Raw genomic sequence first — 477 nt, 5'->3', positions numbered from 1 at the left:
TAAGGCTTGTAAAAAATATAATAGAAAGGTTAAACTTAACAGAACTAAAAAAAGTCTACTCATCATTTGGAAGAAAACCCAAAGTAAATCCAGTAACCATGCTAGAAATAATAATATACTGCTATTCAGAAGGAATATTTACATCAAGAGAAATAGAAAAATCATGCAAGTATGACTTAAGGATAAGATATCTCCTAGATGGAAGTAAAGCACCAGACCACACTACCATTAACAGATTTAGACAAAAAATACTAGAACTAACACCAGATATATTAAAACAAATGGTTCAAATACTGATAGAAGAAAATCAGATAGACCTATCAAGTATCTATATAGATGGAACAAAGATAGAAGTCTATGCCAACAGATATAGTTTTGTATGGCGAGGAAGTATAGAAAAGTGGCAAGAAAAATTAATAGAGAGGATAAAAGAAGAACTAGGATTAAGTAAAAGTCTAATTCCAGACCAAGTACTTC

1 protein-coding gene is annotated in these 477 nt (G+C 30.4%); it reads left to right on the top strand.

The window, feature by feature from the left end; genetic code table 11:
- Positions 1–477 (top strand): transposase (locus tag RH95_RS09145; protein WP_010249008.1); only part of this gene is annotated, 477 nt, incomplete at both ends.

Origin of the sequence: Peptoniphilus rhinitidis 1-13 (assembly GCF_000246925.1) — a bacterium.
In the GTDB taxonomy this organism is placed as follows: Bacteria; Bacillota; Clostridia; order Tissierellales; family Peptoniphilaceae; genus Peptoniphilus_A; species Peptoniphilus_A lacydonensis.
This window is presented reverse-complemented; position numbering and strand designations above follow the sequence as displayed.